A 21,646-nucleotide genomic window follows, 5' to 3' on the forward strand; every position below is an offset into this window, starting at 1 on the left:
AAACGGCCCCGCTTGTCAAGAGGCGGGCGAGCCTATTGCGTCCCATCGCCGTGGCGCTGCCGCAGGAGGCGGGCGCCCTCGGCCCGGCCGGTGGCCTCCAGGCGCTTCAGATAATTGGGCAGGAAGCCCCGGGTATGGGACGGCCCGCCCTCCTTCATGACTTCCCACAGCGGATCAGACACGGTGTCGGAGACCATCATCTGGTCATCCGTCCAGTCCAGCAGCCGCTTGGCCAGCTGGGCCGTCACGGCGGGGTTTTCGTCCTTGAGATCCCGTTGTTCATACGGATCCTCCCGCAGATTGAACAGCATCTCCCGGTCGAACAGGTGGAACCCGTCGTGGTAGGTGCGGATGTACAGCCAGTCGCCCTCCCGCACCGACCGCTGGCAGACGTGGGCCATCTGGGACAGGACGAGATAAGGCCGGCCCGCGTCCTGTTTCCCGGCGACAGCGGGGGCGAAGCTCTCGCCGTCCCACTTCTCCCAGGCGGGAAGGCCGAGCAGCTCGGCCACGGTGGGCACGAGGTCGAGGGTGTAGTGCAGGCCGTCGTCCATCCCCCGCCGGCCGCCCGGCCACTTGAGAATCAAAGGGACGTGGCAGGTGGGGTGATCCGCCGTGGCGTGTTCCCCATAGATGCCGAATTCCCCCATGTTTTCCCCATGGTCGGAGGTGATGAGGATCGCCGTGTCGTCGTACAGGCCCCGGCGGCGCAAATCGTCCAGGATCCGCCCCACGATATAGTCGGCGTAGGCCACCCCGCAATCGTAGCCGTCCAGGATTTTCCGTACCCCCGCCATATCCGTGGCTTTGCCCGGATAGCGGGGATACTGGGGATATTCCTGATCGTCGTACATATTGAACTCATTAAGGCAGTGGGGCCCCACGTGCTTTAAATGGGTTTGCAGCACGGTTTCATCCACGAAGGTGCACAGCGGCTCGTCGGCGAAGGGGTTGCCGAAGCTTTCGGGCGCCCGGTAGGGAGTGTGGGGATCCCAGAGATGGACGTGGAGATACCAGTTCCCCGCGTCGCCGTGCCGGTCGAGCCAGTCCAGCGCCACCGGCAGCACCTCCTCCCCCGATTCTCCGCCGCGGCCGCCCACGTTATAGGTCTCATGGAAACCGGCGGAAAACCACCAGGAGGAATGCCGCTCCGGGAAGGTGCTGATGGAGGCGGTGAACAGGCCCGCCTGCCGGAACAGATTATGAAAATTGTGGTTATCGGCCGGGTCGGAGAAGCCGCGGGTTTTCCCGGTCAGCCGCCGGTCGGCGTTGGTGCCGCTGTGGCCGACGGCGCCGGTATGTATGCCGAAACGGCCGGTGGTCAGGGCCGCCCGGGAGGGCAGGCAGGGCGCGTCCGAGCAATAACACCGGTCGAACCGCAGGCCCTCCCGCGCCACCCGGTCCAGGCAGGGGGTGGTATTCCGGGGATAGCCGTAGCAGCCCATGTGATCGGGCCGCAGGGTGTCAATATCGATAAACAGCACATTCATACGCGTCTCTCCTCAGATAAAGGCGGGCTTGCCGCCGCTGGCGGGGCCGATGCGGCGCAGCTGGCCAAGGCCGTGAACCGCTTCGCCCTTGCCGTCGCAGGCCGGGTCGGCGTAGGCAGCGTACCAGTGGTTCAGCCGGTCGATCAGCCGCTCCTTCACGCTCTGCGCGGCGGGGTCGTCGATGAGGTTGCGTTCCTCGCCCGGATCGCGCACGAGGTCGTACAGCTCGTGAGGGCCGTAGGGGTAGCGGTGGATATACTTCCACTCCTTGGTACGCACCATGCGCACCGGGCCGTATTCGTCGAAGACCACCACGTCGTCCCGCACGCTGGATTTTTCTCCGGTGAGCAGGGGGGCGAAGCTTACGCCGGGCAGGGCGGGGTTGGGGGTACAGGGGAGTCCCGCCCATTCGAGGATGGTGGGGAACAAATCGTAGTGGCTGACAAGCTCTTCGCACACGGCACCCTCCCGGGCGCGGCCCGGGTGGCTCCAGATCAGGGGCACCTTCACCGCCGAGTCGTACATATTCATGGGGAAGGTGCCGTTGCCCTTGCCGAAGATGCCGTGATGACCCATGCTCATGCCGTTGTCGCCGGAGAAAATCACCAGGGTATTGGACAGCTGGCCCGCGGCCTCCAGGGCGTCGAGGATCCGGCCGATGCCCGCGTCCATGGCGGTGACGGCCGCGAAATACCCCTGCAGATAGGTGCGGCGGAGGACCGCCATCTCCTCGGGTGTCTTATCCTTCAGGTCGCTCCAGGGGTGGGGCGGCACGTCGGGCATCGAGGCGAAGGGACAGCCGTCGTACAGGTCGTAAAACGCCGCCGGGTGATGCTCCCGCTGCCAGGGGGCGTGGGGCGCGGTGTAATGCACGCTTAAATAGAAGGGGTTCGCCGCGCCCTTCTGCTCCTCCAAGAAGCGCAGGGCGTTATCGGTGATGAGGTCGGTGATGTAGACGCCTCGCTTGAGCGTCATCTCCTTCCCCTCCAGCATGACGGGGTAGTAGTAGTTTTCCCCGCCCATGGCGGTGGTTTTCCAGTAGGTGAAGCCCGCCTGTGGGGTGTAGCTGTCCCCCATATGCCATTTGCCGGACAGGCCGCAGGTATAGCCGCCGTCCGCGAGATGCCGCGTGAAGGTATCGTGGCCGTCCAAGAAACGGATGGCCTTGTCCCCCTGCAGCTGCCGCTTGGGCCAGGCGTATTCCCAGGAGGGCTCGGGCTGCTGGAACGCGTCCCGCAGCTCCTTGGACAGGACGGCTTCGTCCAGGTGGCCCTTGGCCAGCCAGTCGTGCACCCCGTGCTGGGAGGGGATTTTCCCCGTGAAAATGGACATACGGGCGGGGGAACAGACCGGGGAGGCGCAGAACGCGCTGTCGAACCGGGTGCCTCTGGCGGCCAGCTTATCCAGGTTGGGCGTGCGGATTTCGCTGTTCCCCGCGCAGCCCATCCCCCAATGGCCGTGGTCGTCGGAGAGGATGAACAGGATGTTGGGACGTTCGGGCATCGTCAGGGCTCCTTTCTATCGTCAAAAAACCAGCGGATATCGAAGCGGGCGAAGGCCACACAGTTAGTGGGCTGCGGCTCGAAGAGCACGCCGGCCTGCCCGTTTGGCAGCACCGCCAGACAGGAATAGGCGAAAAAGTCGGGCTGCTCCGTCTGGTCATACTGTCCCGTGCCGCCCAGGGGCCGATCGGCCAGCCAGCGCAGGGTTCCGTCCGGCAGCACCTCGCCCAGGGTGACCACGCCGCCGCCCCGCCGCTGCCCCGTGGGGTGGGAGGCCAGAAGATACTGCTGGCCCGGTATCATGCCGGGGACGCAGGGATAGCGGGGATCGCCCGCCGGATAGGCCACGACCGATTTCTGGCAGCGGACGGATTGCAGGCCGGTATGGGTCATAGGCTCCCAGGTGTCGCCGCCGTCCCGGCTGACGGTCATGGGAGTGTCCCCCGGCTCGTCCTGGCGGCCGAAAACCAGCACAGTCCCGTCGTTCAGTTCCACCGCCTGGGCTTCGTCCACGGTGGGAATATAGCCGCCGCGCCGCCAGGTGACGCCGTCGTCATCGCTGAGGAGCAGGCCGGCCTGGCCCGGCTTATACACCGGCACCATCAGCCGGCCGTTCTTCCGATCGTCCGGCTGATGGCGCAGGCGCAGGCCCACGCCGGGGCCGGTGCCAAGAAACAGGCAATCCTCGTCCTTGACGGCCGGAGTGAGGAAACGGGGCTGCGACCAGGTGACGCCGCCGTCCCGGCTGGTGAGCTGCACGAGGTGCATACATACCGCCGCCCGCAGCGGAGCGGGAGAGGTCTCTACCGCCTCGTAGGCGGAGGGGACGTCGGCCTCCGGGCCGGGGCCGGCCAGCCGCTTGCGGACGAAAACCGGATGCGCCGGGTCAAAGACGGGCTTGCCGATGTTCAGAAAGATATTGCCCACGTAGATGTCCCGGCCCTCTCCCGGCTCGGGCGGAAGAAGAGGCGGCGGGGCGTCCAGCCAGTCCGGCTCCCCCACCGCGTAATACATATCGCCCAGGGTCTGAAACTGAACCGCCCCGCTGTGCAGGGGCGGCAGATAATACCGGGTGCGCACGCCGCCGGGGGCGACGACCCAGCCCGCTTCGTCCACCGTATAAACGGGGCCGGCGGCCCCTTTCCCCTCGGCGGGCGGCGGGCCGTCGTACAGCCGGATCCGGCCGTGCTCAAAGCCGCTGCCCGGCTCCAGCCAGTCTGGGCGGTGGAACCCCTTGCTTTCGGGGAAAAAATCCAGCAACAGGTGGACGGCCCCGCTGCGATCCTCCAGCAGCACGGGGTCGATGTAAAAGGCGGAATGCCAGTCGTCTACGGCCTGGGGGGCGCGGGAAACCGGGGGCAGCACCGGGATGCTCAGGGGGCTGCTCCAGGTCAGGCCCCGATCGGCGCTGCGGCGCAGGGCCACGCCGGTATAGCCCCAGTCCGCCCCCTCGTGGGATCGGTCGGCCGCGGCCAGCAGCACGTCCGCCCCTTCGAGATACAGCAGGGACGGGATGCGGAAGCCGCAGGTGCCGGCCATATCGGCGGGGTCCCCCACCAGGGAGGGGTGCAGATTCTGCGCGCGGATCCCGCTGAACAGCAGCCGATCCTCGCGGGAACGATAGGGAGATACTCTCACTGTCCGTCTCCTTTCACATGCACCACAGGGCGATTTGGCCCTCGATGTCGGCGGTCAGGCGTTCGATGGCCGGATCCCGCGGATCCACCGGCAGGAAGGGCGGGCGGGGCGCGCCGATGTCCACCGCCCGGCGGGCGATAACCGCCTTACAGGCCCCGTACATCGAGGGAAAAGCGCACAGCCGCTCGATAAAGCCGCCGATTATGGCCTGCAGCCGCCGGGCCTCCCCCAGCTGGCCGGTCATGAACAGGGCGTCCAGCCGCAGATACAGCTCGGGCATGCAGCCGTAGGTGCCGCCGATGCCGGCGTCCGCCCCCATGGCCCGTCCGGCCAGGAACTGTTCGTCCGGGCCGTTGAACACCAGGAAATCCGGGCCGCCCGCCTCCTTGAACTGCTGAATCTGCCGGGCGCTTTCGGAGGAATTCTTAATCCCCTTGACATGGGGATGGGCCAGCATCCGGCGGAACAGCTCCATGGACAAATCGTAGCCGGTGAGCTGGGGGATGTTGTAGATGAAAAAGGGCAGCTCCGCCGCGTCGGCGATGGCCGTCCAGTGGCGGGCGATGCTCTCCTCGCTCAGGCGGTAGAACACACTGGGCACGGCGGATATAGCGTCCGCCCCGATGGCGGCGGCGTGCCGGGCAAGGGCGACGGCGTCCCGGGTGGCGGGACAGCCCACATGGACGATGACCGTCATCTCCCCCCGCGCCGCCTGCACGGCGGCTTCGGCCAGGGTCTTGCGTTCCTCCAGGCTGAGCAGGAGGCCCTCGCCGGTGCTGCCGCCCACATACACGCCCCGCACCCCCAGGGACTGGTACCACCGGCAGAGCGCGCGGCAGGCGGCGGGCGAAACCTCGCCGGCCTTATCGTAGCAGGCGTTGAGCGCCACGATGACACCCCGGAACCGCTCCGGCTGAAAACACAGCTTCTCCATACGGGTTTCCTTTCTCTATTTTACAGGGCGCTCTGCACAGCCTGAAACAGGCCGGACAAGAGCGCCCCGCTGCGAAATATTTTCAAAAAATTTTTACAGAGGCTTGACCTCGAACTCAAAGTCGAAGAATTTTTCCTTGAACTGGTACTTTTCCGCGAGCTTGACCCCGCAGCTGGCCGAGCCGACGCCGGTCTGCTTATAGTCGATGCGCACGATTGTCTCCTCACGCGGGCGGAGATCCCGGGTGTACATGGCCGTCTCCAAATCCGCCGCCGTGAAGTGCAGGGCGCTGAAATTGAAGGTGGGACGGCCGGTGAACTGCAGGCCGCCGCCCACCTTGTTGGTGACGCGCAGCCAGCGCGCCGCCGTGTGGTTGCCGGTTTCCTGCGGACGGATATAGGGGAAATACTGGTCGGTCACGGTGGATTTGTACAGGCCTATCCGGGCGCTGCGGCACATGTCCTCGTAATTCTCCTGCTCCCCCTTGCCGAAATACTCGAGGCACTCGCTGCCCCGGGGGAGGATGAATTCCATGCCGAACCGGGGCAGGGGCATGGCGGTTTCCCGCACGTTGACCCCGGCGTGGACGGTCAAAACGCCGTCACTCGTCACCCGGTATTCCAGCACGCCGCTGAGGATGGGCATATAGCTGACCCCGGCCATGGAAAACTCCACCCGGACGACGATCTCCGTGTCGGAGGTCTTGGCCAGCTCGGTTTTGTACACCTTGACGCCGGCGGTGTTATAGCCCTCCGCCTTCCAGGCACCGACCACGTTCCGGTCGTTGTCGATGGGAGCCCGCCAGATGGAAAGCCGCGCGCCGCCGCCCAGACATTCCCGCCCTTTGGCGAACACGCTCGACAGCATACCCCGGCCCTTATCGATCCGGTAGGCGAAGCCGCTGCCCGCCACGGTGAAGGAGCGCTTGTCCTCGGACACCGTCAGGGCGTCGTATTTGGTCAGAGGCAGCCGGGCCCGGCGGGCCGCCACCACCGGCAGCGGGAACTGCTCGAACGCCACCTCACAGCCGCGCGCGGCGTAAGCCGTATCGGCGCGCAGCACAAAGCGGATATCCAGATGGTATTCGCTGATGTCCATGGCGGGAATGTCATAGTCGAGCGTTACCTCCCGGCTGTCCCCAGCGGGAACGTCCAGGTCGTACATCTCGCCGGTGGCCACCTGGACGCCGTCCCGGGTCACCTTCCACAGCAGGGCCAGGTGGGACAAATTGAGGAAATGGTACCGGTTGACAATCCGCAGGCGGCGGTTTTCCAGATCCACCGCCTCCACCGCGACCGGCTGGTAGGCCTTTTTCACCTCCAGCAGGCCGGAGGAGGGCACCCGGTCGGGGGTGACCAGCCCGTCGGCGCAGAAATTGTCGTCGTGAGGGTATTCCCCGAAATAGCCGCCGTAGACGAAGAAGGAGCGGCCGGCCTCGTCCCGCCGGCGGACGCTGTGATCGCACCATTCCCAGATGGCGCCGCCGATGAGATTGGGATACTTATAAAACACGTCCCAGTAATCGGTCACGTCCCCCGGGCCGAGGCCCATGGCGTGGCAGTATTCGCACAGGAACAAGGGGACCGGATTGCCGGAGCGGCCGTATTTTTCCAGCTCGGCCGGTTCCATATACATGCGGCTGGTGAAGTCCCCGACCTCGCCCTGGCCGTTGTCCACCAGATAGAACACCCCCGCCTCGGTCAGGTAGGCCACCGTTTCATAGTGAACCAGGCGGGTGTCATCCCGCTCCCTCACCCAGGCGGCGTTCAGCTCGTGATTGCGGCCGATGCCCGATTCGTTGCCCAGGCTCCACATGATGATGGAGGGATGATTCTTGTCCCGTTCCACCATCCGGGACACCCGGTCGAGATAGGCGGCGGCCCATTGGGGATCGTTATTGAGCAAGTTGTGATCCTCCGCCCAGATCATACCGTGGCATTCCAGGTCGGCTTCCTCAATGAGATAAATCCCGTACCGATCGCACAGAGCGGGGAAAATGGGGGCGTTGGGGTAGTGGGAGGTGCGGATGCAGTTGATGTTGTGCTGCTTCATCAGGCGGATGTCCTGCTCCATATGCTCATCGGGGCAGTACTGGCCGAAATCGGGATGAGAATCGTGCCGGTTGACCCCTTTTAACTTGACGGGCTTTCCGTTGACAAGCAACGCGCCCTTCTCGCTGAACCGGACCTCCCGCAGGCCGAAGGGGATGGCGATGGCCTCCTGGCCGTACTGGAACAGGAAGGTATACAGCGACGGGGTTTCATCCGTCCAGAGAGCGATGTCGGTCAGGGTGAAGGGCTCGATAGTCTCGTTTTCCTGGTGGTAGACGGCCCGGCCGTCGGGAGCGTACACGTCCAGCGTTACCGGCCCGCCTTTCCCGCGGAAGTCCAGCGCCGCCTCCACCCGGGCCGTCGTATAGGCATCGTCCAAGCGGGCGCGGATAAAGACGTCGCGGATATGGTCAGGCTCCCGGGCCAGCAGGTACACGTCCCGGAAGATGCCGGACAGCCGATAGCTGTCCTGGGCCTCCAGATAGGTGCCGCTGCACCACTTGAACACCTGCACCAGCAGGCGGTTTTCCCCCGTATGCACATAGGGGGTGATATCGAATTCTGCGGAGCAGCGGGATCCGTTGGTGTATCCAGCGAAGGTGCCGTTGACCCAGATGAAGCCGCAGGAATTGATGCCGTCAAAATTGAGATAGATCCGTTTATCCTTCCAAATCCCGGGGATGTTCATGGATTTGACGTAGACGCCGCAGGGGTTGTCGTCCGGCACGTAAGGCGGATCGATGGGAATGATATAGTTGACATTGGTATAATGCGGCACGTCGTAGCCGTGCATCTGCCAGTTAGAGGGGACGGGAATGGTGTCCCAGCCCTCCACGCTGCCATCCGGATCGAAGATCGCCTCGTCCACGTCATAGGATCGCCCATAGTACGCAAAGGCCCAGTCGCCGCCCAGCGGCGCATAGTAGACAGACTCCTCCTTGTCCGCCTGCAGCGCCATCGCCCCGTCCTGAAACGGGATGTAATAGGCGCGGGCCGGTTCCCTGTGGATCTGTACGATTTCCGGATTTTGCAGGATTTTCTCGATGTCCATGAATCAAATCCCCCTTATCGTGCGGCCCCGCAGGGCGTATGGCTACAGCAGCGACAGCTTGCCCAGGCTGACCCGCCGGGCGTCGAACCCGCTTTCGGCCACCAAGCGGAAGGCGCGGGCCGTATAGCTTCGGCCAAAGTCCCTGACCTGGAGAACCGGGTTGTTGCGCAGGTTGTCAAACATACCCCGGTCGGCCAGAAAAAAGGTTTCGCCGTCCGCGCTGAGATACAGCGCGTAGGCGTAAACATTGGCAGAGAAGTCAAAGATATCGTCCACCGGCCGGTAGGCGAAGCCGCGCACCGTCTCGCTTTGTCCGAGGTCGACGGTCACCTCGAGGGGCAGCTCCCCCTCGAAGCACACATAGGGTTTGTCGTCGTCCGTCAGATTATCCGCCGAGAAGCCGGCCGCCGTTTGGCCAGTATGGGACTTCAGCGTCCAGGAGGTCTTGAGCAGGCCGAACACCGCTTCGGCGGACGGGCCGTTCTCGCCAAACAGGCGGGCCGCGTCGTACCAGGCTTCGGCCCGGATCCGGCCGCTGCGGGGAAAAGCGAAGGGGCCGGTATAGTCCCGCCAGGCGCCGCCGTCCGCCGACCAGCGGATGCGCGCGTCCGGACCGGCCGCGATGGAGACCAGGCCCGCCTGGCTGCGGGTAATGGAGGGAGGCTGCGCCACGGTGGGCGCGTCATACAGGCCCACAAAGGTGAACACCGGCGCGGCCCGGCAGGCGGTGACGACGATATCCACCCGGTTGGCAACGGCCGCGGGCAGGGGAAGGATTTTCTTATACCCCACGGTGGCGCCGTCGGCGCTGGCCGTCAGCTCGTCCCCGCAATAGGCCCGCAGGGTGAAGGCGCCCACATGCTGGCCCTGCGTAATGTCCTCCATCAGCACCACCTGGTTGAAGGCGACCGGCTCGTCCAAAGTGAGGGAAACGACATAGGCGTCCCCGTCCCGCCGGACCTCCAGCGGGCGGCCTTCGGCCAGGTTGCGGCCGTAGGCGGCGCACAGGTACCGGCCGAACTCCTCGAGGCGGGCGGCGTCCTTATCGCTTAGCCGGCCCCGGGTATCCGGAGGGATGTTCAGCAGCAGCTGAGCGTTGTTCCCCACCGACTGCCGGTAGATGGCGGCCAGCTCGTGCAGGGGTTTGACCTTATCGTCCTCCCAGGTGTGATAGAACCAGCCGGGGCGGATGGAGGTATCGACCTGGGCGGGATACCAGTACAGATACTCCCACCCCTCGTCCAGGGAGGCCAGCAGCCGGTCGCTGCCGAGATCGGGCGCCGTGCAGTCGCCGGCGTTCATCAGAAACGTCCCGTCCTCGGCGTCTAAACACCGGCCGTAGGGGTAAACGCTCCACTCCTCCCGCCGGCCCTTGCCCGCCTCGTTGCCCACCCAGCGAACATCAGGACCCTCGATGGAGATGACGGCATCGGGCTGGAGACGGCGGATGAGGGTGAAATAAGCCGCCCAGTCGTATTCCTGCCGTTTGCCGCATGGCCCTTCGGCGCAGGCGCCGTCGAACCACACCTCGAATATCTCGCCATAGCCGGTGAGCAGCTCTTCCAGCTGGGCGAGAAAAAAGGCGTTGTACGCCGGGGAGTCCCCGTAGCGGGGATCGTGCCGATCCCAGGGAGAAAGGTAAATACCAAACCGCAGCCCCGCCCGGCGGCAGGCATCGGACACCTCCCGCACCACGTCTCCCCCGCCGTTTTTCCAGGGGGACTGTTTCACCGAATGGGTGGTGTGAGCCGAGGGCCACAGGCAGAAGCCGTCGTGATGCTTGCAGGTCAGGATCAGGCCCTTGAAACCGGCGTCCTTCATCACCCGAACCCACTGATCGGCATCCAAGTCCGTCGGGTTGAAGAGCTGCGGGGATTCGGCGCCGTCTCCCCATTCCCGGTCGGTGAAGGTGTTCATGCCGAAATGGATAAAGGCGGTCAGTTCCAGCCGCTGCCAAGCGAGTTGGCGGGGCGTCGGCGCCACCCCGGCCGCCTTACGCAGGAGGTCACCGGCCGGCTCTCCCGCCCGGATGCTCGCAAAGCTCTGCGAATAGCGTTGTTCCATGATCGTTATACCCCTATATCTTTCTTGACAAGGATATGCCGCTGTTGATTTTGCAGAGAGGGATCCCCCACAGGAATTTTAAGTATATTTCCTTAATGGGGGGTGAAAAACGCCTTCCGGCGTTTTCGGCGGGGGTATCCCCCATTTAGAAATTCTTAAGTATATTTCCTTAATGGGGGGCGAAAAACGCCTTCGGCGTTTCAGCCTGTCAAAGAAGTCGCCGAAAGGCGGCTTTTTTGGTAAAATGGAGTAGGGTGAGAAAAGATGTACGAGAGAGAAAGAGACGGACGGCGGGAAGTAGCGGTAACGGATATAGAAGCATTAGTGCCGGAGAATCATCTGGTAAGGAAAATAGAGAAGGTGATGGACTACGAGTGGATCTATGAGCGGGTAGCGCCATACTACAGCGCAGCCAAAAATGTAAGGCCGGGGACAGACCCGGTGGTACTGGTGAAAATGGTGCTGCTCCAGCACCTGTTCGGGATCCCGTCGCTGAGGCAGACATATCAGCGGGCATGTGATACAATATCGTACCGATGGTTTCTGGGATATGGGCTGTTGGACAAGCTCCCGCACTTTGCGACGGTAAGCTATGCGTTTTGCCGGCGGTTTCCGGAAGAACTGGCGACGGAAATCTTCGAGCATATACTGAACAAAGCGCTGAACAACCACATGGTGGACAGCAGCATGGTATTCATAGACGGGACGCATATCAAAGCAAGCGCCAACAAAAAGAAATACCAGAAGGAACAGGTGGCAAAGGCTGCCCGTGTGTATGCCAAGCGGCTTCGCGAAGAGGTCAACGAGGAGAGGATGAAGCTGGGGAAAGCGCCAGTGGAAGAAGAGGACGAGGATGACGACAGTCACGGGGACGGCGGAACAACGGAACAGGTGGTATCGACAACGGATCCGGAATGCGGGATGTACCACAAGGGAGAGCATGAAAAGCAGTTTGCCTATGAAGCGCACACGGTATGTGACCGTCACGGAATGGTGTTAGGGGTAAAGGTAACAGCGGGGAATGTCCATGACAGCGTGGCATGGGACAGTGTGTATGAGCAGGTAACCAGTCGATTTCCGGAAATCCAGTATGTGACAATGGATGCAGGCTACAAGCAGCCATGGATCGCGAAGCGTATTTTAGAAGACGGCCGGCTCCCCATTCTTCCGTACACCCGCCCCCACGGAACACGACGGGAAGGGTTTATGCCATGGGATTTTTCCTATGACGAAAAAAACGACCAGCTGATCTGCCCACAGGGGCAAGTTCTCCGGCATACCACCACCAACAAAGAGGGCAAACGGCTATACCGCAGCACCCCGAAGGTTTGCCGGGACTGTCCTTGCCGAAAGGAGTGCGGGGTCAATGCCAATGGGCAGAAGGTGATATATCGTCACATCTGGCAGGAAGCATTGGATTTAGCGGAGCAACTGCGCAAAACCCAATTGGCGAAAGACATTTACGCCATGCGCAAGCAAACCATCGAGCGCGTTTTTGCCGATGCGAAAGACAAACACGCCATGCGTTATACTCACCACAGAGGCTTGGCCCGCGTTACGCAATGGGTCACGCTTAAGTTTGCTGCCATGAATCTTAAAAAGCTGGCTTTATACCGCTCCCGGCACTACTCCCCTTTCTTCTTTTCCTTCTTCTTTCCCGCTTTTTTCTCCAAAAGGAGGGAGCAACCCCTTGCTTGTTCCCTCCTTCTTTGACAAGCTGAAACGCCTTCGGCGTTTTTCAGCGGGGGGTATCCCCCCGTTTATATCGAGTCCCCCATCATGAATTCCGAGGGCAGGCGCAGACTCTGGATGGGGTTTTTCCCGCCAGCGGACAGCTGATCGAGGAGGGTCTGGGCCGCTACGGCGGCCATCTTCTCCGTCGGGTGGACGATAACGCTCAGCTTGGGGATCAGGCTCTGGGACAGCATCACGTTATCGAAGCCGATAATCGCCAGCTGGCGGGGCACCTTGAGTCCCCTTTCCATCACCGCCATCAAGGCGCCCACGGTGGTCAGGTTGTCACTGACCAGCAGGGCATCGGGCGGCTCGGGAAGACTCAGCAGCTGCTTGGCCCGTTCGTACCCGCTTTCGGTGGAGTATTCCCCATGAGAAATCAGCGCCGGCTCCAGAGCGAAGTGGGCATTTTTGAGCGCGTCAGTATACCCCTTGAGCCGCTGGGCGGCGATGGGATCCGTTTCCATGCCCGCGACGATGCCGATCCGCCGGCGACCGGAGGATATCAGGCAGCGAACCGAGGAATACACCGGGGCGTAGTCGTCCACCGTGATGGTATCGCAGTCCATCTCGTCCGGCTTGCCGAAGAGGGCCACCACCGGGATTTCTTTTTCCAGATAGGCCTCGAAGTCGTTCATATTCACCCGCATGGGCAGAAAAATGATGCCGTCCACGCTTTGGGCCAGGAGAAACTCCACAATGCTTTTCTGGGCGAGCACATCGTTGCCCGCGTCGGACACCAGGCAGGCGTAGCCGTGGCGGCGGAACACCGTCTCCATGGCGGTGACGATTTTCGCCTGCAGCATATCCTCCAGAGAATCCACCACCACGCCAATCAGATAAGATTTGTTGGTTTTCAGGCCCCTGGCGAAGGAATTGGCGCTGAAACCCAGCTCATCAATCACCTTGCGGATTTTCTCCTGGTTTTCCGGCAGGACATTGCCCCCGTTGAGATATTTGGAAATGGTGGAAATAGCCAGGCCCGTCTGTACCGCGATGTCCTTGATGGTGATTGCCATGCTGTCCTCCTGCTGACGCGGACGCCTAAAGGCACCCAGTGTCCCCCTATTCTTCAATGAGCCGCCGAAACTGCTGTCAGGGTGCGGCGCGCCCCTCGATTTCCAGCAGAATGTCGACCGCGCGCCGCATGTCCGGCTTGTTCCGGTACTGCGCCACGAGAACCCGTTCCCGGTCGGAATACGTCTCGTCGCCAGTCATGCCGAACAGCTCCGCCACCGATATATGCAGATGCTGGCAGATAAGCGCGACCATTTCGATATCGGGGGAATTCTTTCCCTTTATCCAGTTCGTAACGGCGGACTGGGACACGCCCAGCTTCATCGCCAGTTCCTTCTGAGACATGCCTCTGAGGGACAGAAAATATCCCAGATTCTGTTTGACATTCTCGCGGATCTCGCCCATGCCGGCACCTACTTTCCTATTCTTATACTATACCCCCAGCAGGTGCTTTTGTAAATATCCAAATACAGCTTTGCTTTATCTATTTTCGATGAACCCCATCGGCAATGGAGTCGTCCTGCATTTTGGATGGTCAGCCTTTGGCCGCGATGGTGAGCGACTGTGCGCCGAGGCGGGGATTGTCCACCGTCACCCGGATATCTCCCGACGCCCCGCTGCTGCGCACCCAGAAGGCGTAAACGCCCGCCTGGGTGGAAACCAAGGTATCGCCGACGCACAAGCCGGGGCCTTCCACCCGGATGGCCAGAGGACTGAAGAAAAAGGGCAGGACGTTGCCTTTCTGGTCGAGGGCACGCACTGTCACGCGGGTGGCATCGCTGCCGTCGGCGGCGATGGCCGCGTCATCCGCCCGAACCTCCAGGCAAGAAGGAACCGGGTCGTGGGCGTACTCCCGCCGGATGGCCAGCCGGCCGTCCACATAGCCCCGGAAAACGCCGCCGCCCCAGGCCTCGCCCCAACAGACATTGAAATTATCGATGACGCAAGGCGGGTATTCCAAGCCGGGGAACCGTTCTTTATCGGGATAAAAACGGCCCAGCTCCTTGCCGTTCACCTCCACCTCGATATAATCGCAGTTGGTGAATACCGTCAGGGGGGTGATGCCGCCGCCGTTGCGATCGCCCACCGACCAATAGGTCGCCGCCTCCAGCACCGGCTCTTTTTGGGGAGACAGCTGGCTGCGGTAAAAGTGAGCCGCCATTTTGGGCAGGCGGAAGATGTCCATTACCCCGTGGTAGCAGATGCGGTCACCGGAACCGAAGTTGTTATGGGTCTGATAATCGAAGGCGCACCAGCCGATGGCCCCCGCGGTGGAGGGATCCCGGCCCACGGCGTCGTGCATCCCCATATGCCGCCAGGCCTGCTCGATCACCCGTTCCTCGTGGTCGTAAGCCTTGGTGGGGCACATATGACCACAGAATTCGGTGATAAGATAGGGTACATCCCGCTCAAGGCCGGTCACCCGCCGCTGGTCCCGCTTCATTTCGTTGCTGCCAGTGAAGATAAAGTCGTTCATGGTATAGACGTCTTCGAGCAGCTCGCTGTTTTCGATGCAGCGCACACCGCCGGTCTGGCGGGTGGGATCCAGTTCGTGGGCCAGGGCGTTGGTGCGAAGGTAGAAATCGTGGAAATCCTGAGACTCGTTGATACGCACGCCCCACAGAATGATGGAGGGGTGATGGCGATCCCGCCGGATCATCTCCCGGACATTCTCCACCGCCGTGTCCTGCCACGCCTTGTCCCCCACATGCTGCCAGCCGGGGATTTCCTCAAAGACCAGCAGGCCGATTTCGTCGCAGCGGTCCAGGAAATCCCGGGACTGGGGATAATGGGAGGTGCGCACTAGGTTGAGGCCCAACTCGTCCTTGAGGATATCGGCATCCCGGCGCTGGACGCGGGCGGGCATGGCGTAGCCCACGTAGGGATACGACTGGTGCCGGTTGAGGCCCCGCAGCTTGAGGGGGCGGCCGTTGAGGAAAAAGCCCTCCGGCGTGAACACCGCCTGACGAAAGCCTATTCGGGTTTCCCGCGTGTCCTGGGACGCGTCAGAGGCGTATTCCGCCGTCAGGGTATACAGCGCCGGATCGTCCAACTCCCAGGGCCGCACATCGGTCAGCCCATCCAGGCGGACGGTCACCGCCGTCTGCCCCGCGGCCGCGTTGACGGGTACCGCAACGCGGTGGCTCTGCGCGTCGCCCCGCAGGGTCACGGTCAGCACTCCGGCTTCGGGCAGCAGGGCGTCCAGGGTCACCTCCGCCTCCAGGCTGGCCGTTCCTCCGGCGCAGCCGCTGGGCTTGGCAAACAGGTCGGCGATATATGTCCGGTCGGCGGTATACAGCTCCACATCCCGGTAAATCCCGCCGAAGGTCAGGTAGTCGATGGAATAGCCAAAGGGCGGCACGTCGGGTCGTTCGGCGGAATCCACGCACACCAGCAGCAGGTTGTCTCCCGCTCGTAGCTTGCCGGTGGTCTCCAGGGTGAATGGAGTATACCCGCCTTTGTGACCGCCCAGGTATTCCCCGTTTAGGAATACCTCGGCGCAGGCCATCACGCCTTCAAAATGCAGGAAAGAGCGGCTGGCGGCCTGTTCCCTGTCCGCCGAAACCGTCCGGGTATAAAAGGAGGCGAACTGATAACCGGTCTCATCAAAATACGTCAGCGGCACCTCCTGGTTGGCGTGCGGCAGGCAGACGCGCCGCATATCCTCGGCGCGGACAGAGGCCTGGTAGGCCCCAGGATAGTACAGCCAGTCACGGTTCAGGTTGGTCGTTGTTTTCATAATAAGTATCCGCGCCTTTCCATCGTCATGCCGGCCGGTGAAAACCGGACGGGCGCCCGCCCACAGCCGGACGGGCGCCCTTTTTAGATAATTTTTTACTTCGCTTTTACATAGGTGTATTCCTCAATGGCCTCATGCATCACACGGGCCAGGGAATAGGGATGATCGTATTCGAAATCGTTCTTAATCTGCCAAACAAACACGCCGCCAACCCGGTTCTTAATCGCGTACACCACTTTGTCGCGCAGGAGGTTGGGGCCATTGAAGCCCCACTGACGGGTGGTATTGATACCCTCGTCAATGGTGATGTCGCCTTCCTCATTATCCGCGGACAGGAGACCGTATATCGCTTTCCAATCCGTCTGGTTGGTGATGGAATTCTTATCCACCGCGTACCACGGCAGGCCGAGCACGATTTTGCTGCGGTCGATCCCCAGCGTGTTGATGAAATATTTCAGAATGTCATCCGCACACCAGCTGAAGGTGGAATGGTTCTGCATGGTGCTATAGTTGTCATAGGCCATGATATTAATGCGGTCAAACTTCGCGAAGGTCTCCTTAGAAAGGCCGGTGCCGCGGGACTGAGCGGTGGAAATATAGCGCCCGTCGGCATGAAGCGCCGCAGACAAATCCTTCACGAGCAGATCGTAGGCGGCCCACTCATCTGCGCTTACAGGATATTCCCAGTCGATATCGACGCCATAAAAATCGTATTTTTGGACATAAGCCATCAAATCATTGACGAACTTTTCACGCACGGCGTCGTTCTTGAAGGCGGCGGTCCGACCGCCGGCCACGCCGTTGGCCGGGCTGCCATCGGCATTCTTGGTTTCCTTCAGGCAGGTCAGGGACATCCATACGTTGACTTTGTTATCGCCCATATAGCTGTCCACATTCTTCAGCCATTTGGCCATCTCTTCCTCGGCTTCCTTTGAGGTAGGCTCCATGGCGTGATCGAAGCCGCCCGGCCCGTAGACCTCTTTGATAACGACGAAATTGCCATCCTTATCAAAGGCCCAGTTACCGATAAGGGTCAGGTCTGTGAACGTATCCATCTTCTTGGGCTCGATGGGATCCCAGCTGTGAACGTAGGAGCACCCGGTCATATAGGCCATGTTGATGAACCGGTTATCCAGTTCCACCGGGCGCTGATGCACCACTTCCACCTCTTTGATGGAAGCCGGGTTCTCAGAGTTCTCGATAACCAGACGGATGGCGTTGGTTTTCATGGGATCCACAACGGCCAGATGATACTTCTCAATCAAATCGTTGCTGTACACCTTCACCCATTTTTCGCCATTCCAGGCATCGATGCGGTATTTGCGGACGTTGCTGCCGTCTTCCTTGAGAATAATGTTGTTGATGGTCTGCGCTTTCTCCAGGTCAATCTGCAGGATAGCGTCTTTGGTTGCAGGGGCAGTCCACACGGTGCTGTCGTCGCCGTCGAAAACGTTCTGCGCATTGGGATCCGTTGTTTTGGCGGGACGGGTATTGGCCACCATGAAAGCGTCGCCCATGTCCACTTCCCGATTCAGCGTTTCTTCCATAGAGGTGCCGGCAATTAGCTTGGAAACCGATTCCTTGATGGAAGGAGCCGCCAACGCGCCCAACCCGATGCAGCCGACTGCGGCAACCGCTACGGCGGACAGGAGAATCTTTCTATTCATAGCTGTTATCTGCACTCCTTTTTTATAAAGTCGTTTCCTTGGCCGCCCGCGGTCAGCGACAACCTGCGGGCGGCGTCCGTCTTTCAGGAAAGGAAACGCCGGTTAGTGCTTCTTTTTCCAGTACAGGAAGTAGAAGGCCGCGCCGCCTCCCGCTAGGACCACAACCACAGCGATGACGACGATAAGCCAAACCATGCTGCCGCCGCCCTCCTCCGGCTGAGAGGATGCGCCGTCCGATACTGCGCCGCTGGAGGCCGCCGTTGTCGCCATGGTCTCCGTCGTGTTGCCGGTGGTTTCGCCGGAAATATCGCCGGTCGCCTCGGTGGAGGATGCGTCACCGGTGCTTGTCGTACCGCCCGCGACCGTGGAACCGCCCGGCTTAGTGGTTTCACCCGGCTTGTTCGTCTTGGTCGTGCCGGGGGCAGGCTTCACGGTCGTAGTCGCTCCTTTAGAGGTCGTCGTGGTTTCTGCCACGAAGTCACTGGGCACCTTGCCGGGCTGATCGTAGTCGTGGGGATAGCCGTCGTCATAATGGCTGATTTCCTTCACGCCGTCGCCGTAAAAGCCCACGGTGTCCAGCCACATTTTGCCGTTAATCTTTTTATCTCCGTTATCTTCGGCAAAAATCTCATACTTAAAGCCGATAACATAGGCTTCTTCCGTACCGTTTCCCCAGGATTTGCCGGCGTTGCGTTCATAGATTTTCGTCATTTTCCCGTTCTTGTCCGCCACCTCGGGAATCATATCGCGGAATTTCAGTTTATATTCTTTCCATTCGGTGGTCAGGTTCACCTTGGTATAGAACGGAACGTCCTTGATGTCCACGGCCGCCCGGATAGTCATCGCCTTGTCCGCCTTGGCCCAAAAGGTGAGGTACACGTCTTTATTGGCATTGATGATATCCACCAAAGAGCGAGGTTCCTCCACACCGGACAGACGGAAAAACGCCCATCCGTCCTGCTTGCTCAAATCGAAGTCCGCCCGCAGGGAGCGATAATTGCCATTGGACTTTCCGTCCCCCCGATTGGGCGCGGAGGTTTTGGTATCCAAGTTAATGGTCAGAGCCGGCGGAGTCGTGGGCTTCCAGCGCCCGGCCAACCCGGCGGATGAATTGAATTTTTCAAAGGTTTCCACCACGTCGGTCCCCATGGAAGAGGCCGAGGCCATCATCGGCAGTCCGGCCACCGCCACGGAAACAGTGAAGATGCAGGCAAGAGCTGCCGCACGTAAACGCATAGATTTCCTCCTGTCATTACATGTCGGATGAGATATTTTCGGTCTTTTTCCGACGGGATACTACGATGGCAGCCATGGCCGCAAGGACGCCCAGACCGGCCACCGCCAACAGGCCGCCGGCCTCCCCGGTGCTGGGGGAGCTATCTGAACCGCCGCTGCTGGTACTGCCGCCATTGCTGGAATCGTCGCCGTTGCTAGAATTCCCGCCGTTGCTGGAGTCGCCTCCGTCCGGAGTCTTGTTTTCCAGCATCTCGTCATAGAGGAAATACCCGATGTTGTCGAAGTAAATGTCGCCGGCAATTGCTTTCTCAGAGGACAGGGTCATACTCAGCGTGATTTTCGCTTTGTTTAACTCGTCGAAGGTCCCCTTTCCGGAAACGGTGTCCACAAAGTTAACGAACACCATCTGCTCCTTGTCCGAGCCTTTGACAGGCACCTGATATTCCGTCCACAGAGTACCATCGCTGAGCTTCAAAGTTAGAACAGCGTCGTTGGCGGAAAGCACCATTAGATACAGCCCGTCGCCCCGCAGGCCAGGGAAGGCCGCTTGTATAGAAGCGCTTTTACTGTCCCCGGTAAAATCGTAGGTCAGCTTCATACTGTTGCTGCCGAACAGCTTTTTAGAGGTATCCAGCGACAGAGTGCCGGCGGAGGGAGTGCCGAACAGCTCGGCCAGCTTTTCCGCCGTCATATCCTCAAAATTCTGCAGGACATGGAAGCCGTCGGATTCATCAGGCTGCGGATCGTCCGGTTCAATGATTTCGCCAGAGGATTCGCCGCCGCTGGAATCGCTCGAGTCGGAAGAATCGCCGCCCTGTCCGTCCGGAGGAGGCGCGGCTTCCTGAGGACCTTCGTTAGCCGTCAGCTTGAAGCAGTCCAGCCACATTTCGCCGCTTTCCGGCACACAGGTGCGATCCACCTGGATTTTCAGGCAATTCCATTGATTCTTAAACGACGCAAATCGTTCCGCCGTCATGGGTTCCCCATAGCCGTAGCTGTTTTTATTGCTGTTGGTGAATTGGTTAAACGGCACCGTAATGGTCTGCGGATTTTTGCTGCCCTTAATGGCTACCGTCGTGCTGTAAATCTGATTCGGATCGGAATAGTTATACAGGACAATGGTCATATTGTAATCAAATTCCACCTTGATGGTGAATGTGATCGCCTGATTGCGCAAGGGATAATTGCCGGTATGATACATATACAAGCGGAAAGCGCCCCACACGGAATCCGGCAAATCTGTCCAGGAAATCTTCAGGCTCTTTTGACCGCTGATGGGGTTGGTGGTATCCAGACGATTTTTAAAGCTCTCATTGGTATCCAAGCCCCAGCCGTCGTCTGTGCTTCCGCCGCCACCGCCGACCGGAATATCCGCCAACCCGTCATAGGATTCGAAATCATCCAGCAGCGTATCCTGCGCATCCTTCGGATACACCGGCGTTTCGGTAACCTTGGCGCCGTCCGCCTTCAGCTGTGCCAGGGAATTGGCCAGCGCAGCGGCGGCATCATCGTAATTCTTCTGCGTCTCGCCGGTCACATTGGTCCGCATATCCTTGGCCGCGTCATAGTATCCCTTAAGAAGACCGAGAGCGTGTGCGGTATAGGTGTTTTCCGGGTTAGTCGCGTAGAAAGCATCCGCCGCCTGAATCGCCTCGTCAATTTTTGTGTAGTCAAAATTGGTTGGTCTCAGCGAATCCACATAGTAATTAAATTTTTTCAGCGTGTAATCGACTACCGACTGCTTGGCGTCAGCGGCCAGCGCGCTGGCTTCCTCATAGGCCGTTTTGAACGCCGCATAGGATTTCACCGTATACGCCTGATCCGCATTGTTCCCGTCGTAAAGCGCCTTTTTCCCGGCCAGCGCCGTCTTCAATGCCGTCTGGTCTCCATCGGAATCGGGCAGATCCACCAGGTTACCCTCTCCGTCCACGTTGTGGAACTGGATGCTGTCGATGTAGATGACAATATCGCCGGGGGTTCCGCCGACCTCCATTCCCAGCATGATGTCCTGGTTGTTTTCCGTCACATCGCTGGAATCGCTGTATTTAACCGTGGATTTATGAGCGCCGGCGCTCACAGAAGTGGTGCTCCAGTTGCCGTCCTCCTTATGCAGACCCACAAAGCCTAAATCCGTCCAGGTAGACCCTTCCCATTTACGGAAAGCGAGCGCAAACTGCGTATCCTTTTCCATGCGATACCAGATGGTCATAGCCTGCCCCTTGGGAACGATCGGCAGTTTATAGGAAGACCAGCCCTGACCGGTCCCTTTGAATTCCAGCTTCAGGGCTTTGCTGCCATTTTCTCCTTTGCCGTCCTCAATGGAAAAGACAGGCTTATCGCCGGTATTAAATTTCCAGTAGCTGGCGGCCGTATCGTTGGTCATGTACTCAAAATCCTCATACATACCAACAGCGGGGGCCGATGCCGCGGTATCGGCAGAACTTGGAAGTGCCTGCCCGCCTACCAGCAGCGATGTCAGCATCGTCGTGGAAAGCAGGGCGCCTAACATGCGCTTTTTCATC

Annotated in this window: 13 protein-coding genes; 1 reads left to right on the forward strand and 12 read right to left on the reverse strand. The window is 60.6% G+C overall.

The window, feature by feature from the left end; genetic code table 11:
- Positions 1–32 precede the first annotated feature (32 nt).
- The 6 genes from ACSAMM_RS07375 to ACSAMM_RS07400 form a co-directional block, all read right to left on the reverse strand.
- Positions 33–1,490 (reverse strand): sulfatase family protein, encoded by a 1,458-nt coding sequence (locus ACSAMM_RS07375; RefSeq protein ID WP_457790780.1) that lies wholly within the window; start codon positions 1,488–1,490, stop codon positions 33–35.
- Between the two features lie 12 nt (positions 1,491–1,502).
- A complete protein-coding gene (locus ACSAMM_RS07380; RefSeq protein WP_457790782.1) occupies positions 1,503–2,993 on the reverse strand; it encodes a sulfatase-like hydrolase/transferase in 1,491 nt (496 codons plus the stop codon).
- Positions 2,994–2,995: 2 nt separating this feature from the next.
- The gene (locus ACSAMM_RS07385; RefSeq protein WP_457790784.1) at positions 2,996–4,630 is read right to left on the reverse strand and encodes an exo-alpha-sialidase; all 1,635 of its coding nucleotides are present in this window, start codon (positions 4,628–4,630) and stop codon (positions 2,996–2,998) included.
- A gap of 13 nt (positions 4,631–4,643) precedes the next feature.
- A complete protein-coding gene (locus tag ACSAMM_RS07390; RefSeq protein WP_457790786.1) occupies positions 4,644–5,564 on the reverse strand; it encodes a dihydrodipicolinate synthase family protein in 921 nt (306 codons plus the stop codon).
- A 93-nt stretch (positions 5,565–5,657) separates the two neighbouring features.
- Entirely contained in the window at positions 5,658–8,666 is a 3,009-nt protein-coding gene (locus ACSAMM_RS07395) for a glycoside hydrolase family 2 TIM barrel-domain containing protein (protein WP_457790788.1), read from the reverse strand.
- Between the two features lie 42 nt (positions 8,667–8,708).
- Positions 8,709–10,730, reverse strand: a complete 2,022-nt coding sequence (locus tag ACSAMM_RS07400; RefSeq protein WP_457790790.1) for an alpha-L-fucosidase — start codon at positions 10,728–10,730, stop codon at positions 8,709–8,711.
- 264 nt (positions 10,731–10,994) lie between these two features.
- Here ACSAMM_RS07400 and ACSAMM_RS07405 point away from each other — a divergent pair, with 264 nt between their 5' ends.
- On the forward strand, positions 10,995–12,443 hold the full coding sequence (locus ACSAMM_RS07405) for an IS1182 family transposase (protein WP_418977484.1): 1,449 nt from the start codon (positions 10,995–10,997) through the stop codon (positions 12,441–12,443).
- Positions 12,444–12,490: 47 nt separating this feature from the next.
- Here the strand turns inward: ACSAMM_RS07405 and ACSAMM_RS07410 are convergent, their stop codons facing one another.
- From ACSAMM_RS07410 to ACSAMM_RS07435, 6 genes are all read right to left on the reverse strand, one after another.
- Complete coding sequence (locus ACSAMM_RS07410) at positions 12,491–13,483, reverse strand: LacI family DNA-binding transcriptional regulator (protein ID WP_457790792.1); 993 nt, start codon at positions 13,481–13,483, stop codon at positions 12,491–12,493.
- Between the two features lie 76 nt (positions 13,484–13,559).
- Positions 13,560–13,886 carry a helix-turn-helix domain-containing protein gene (locus tag ACSAMM_RS07415; RefSeq protein WP_178721796.1) on the reverse strand — a complete coding sequence of 109 codons (327 nt, stop codon included), beginning with the start codon at positions 13,884–13,886 and terminating at the stop codon, positions 13,560–13,562.
- Between the two features lie 130 nt (positions 13,887–14,016).
- Entirely contained in the window at positions 14,017–16,221 is a 2,205-nt protein-coding gene (locus tag ACSAMM_RS07420; protein ID WP_457790794.1) for a glycoside hydrolase family 2 TIM barrel-domain containing protein, read from the reverse strand.
- A 95-nt stretch (positions 16,222–16,316) separates the two neighbouring features.
- The gene (locus ACSAMM_RS07425) at positions 16,317–17,888 is read right to left on the reverse strand and encodes a glycosyl hydrolase family 18 protein (protein WP_457790797.1); all 1,572 of its coding nucleotides are present in this window, start codon (positions 17,886–17,888) and stop codon (positions 16,317–16,319) included.
- A gap of 102 nt (positions 17,889–17,990) precedes the next feature.
- On the reverse strand, positions 17,991–19,124 hold the full coding sequence (locus ACSAMM_RS07430; protein ID WP_457790799.1) for a hypothetical protein: 1,134 nt from the start codon (positions 19,122–19,124) through the stop codon (positions 17,991–17,993).
- A 16-nt stretch (positions 19,125–19,140) separates the two neighbouring features.
- On the reverse strand, positions 19,141–21,645 hold the full coding sequence (locus tag ACSAMM_RS07435) for an LPXTG cell wall anchor domain-containing protein (protein WP_457790801.1): 2,505 nt from the start codon (positions 21,643–21,645) through the stop codon (positions 19,141–19,143).
- Position 21,646 lies beyond the last annotated feature (1 nt).

This window comes from Anaeromassilibacillus sp. SJQ-5 (assembly GCF_054108045.1).